Origin of the sequence: Pseudogemmobacter faecipullorum (genome assembly GCF_020539525.1) — a bacterium.
Classification (GTDB): domain Bacteria; phylum Pseudomonadota; class Alphaproteobacteria; order Rhodobacterales; family Rhodobacteraceae; genus Pseudogemmobacter; species Pseudogemmobacter faecipullorum.
In genome coordinates this window covers 1-606 of record NZ_JACDXX010000089.1, presented here as the reverse complement: position 1 = coordinate 606, position 606 = coordinate 1, and the positions used below count along the sequence as shown (strand labels likewise).

The following is a 606-nucleotide window of genomic DNA, read 5'->3' as shown; positions in this document are numbered from 1 at the left end:
TCTTCGGCACCTTCGTGCTGCCGGGGATCTGGCTCACGGCAGGGCTTGCACTTGTCTATCTTGCGGCCGGGCTTCCGACGGGGCTGCGCGCGCTTGGTGCACTTTTCAAGGACCACGTGCTCGACATAGACCTGTTGATGATCATCGCGGCTTTGGCCGCGCTTGCGGTAGGCGCCCCACTGGAGGGGGCCGTTCTCCTCACACTCTTCAGCATTTCGGGCACGCTGGAGCATCGCGCTATGGGCCGCGCCCGCCGCGCGATCGAGGCGCTGATGGCGCTGCGCCCCGAGACTGCACTGCGGCTGAGCGCCACGGGCGCAACAGAGCAAATCCCCGTCGCGGCGCTTCGCGAGGGGGATTTGCTTGTCCTGCGTCCGGGCGCGCGCGTGCCCGTGGATGGCGTGCTTGTCACCGGCGAAGGCACGGTCGACGAGGCAACGATCACCGGAGAGTCGATGCCCGTCTCAAAGGTGCCCGGAGCGAAGCTTTTCGAGGCGACGGTCAACCTCAATTCCGTGCTGACCATGCGCGCAAGCGCCACCGTCGAAAGCAGCACCGTGGCGCGGATGATCGACATGGTGACCGAGGCCCAAGCCGCCCGCGCGC

1 protein-coding gene is annotated in these 606 nt (G+C 67.0%); it reads left to right on the top strand.

The window, feature by feature from the left end; translation table 11 throughout:
• Positions 1-606 (top strand): P-type ATPase actuator domain-containing protein (locus H0485_RS21335; protein WP_494338147.1); only part of this gene is annotated, 606 nt, incomplete at both ends.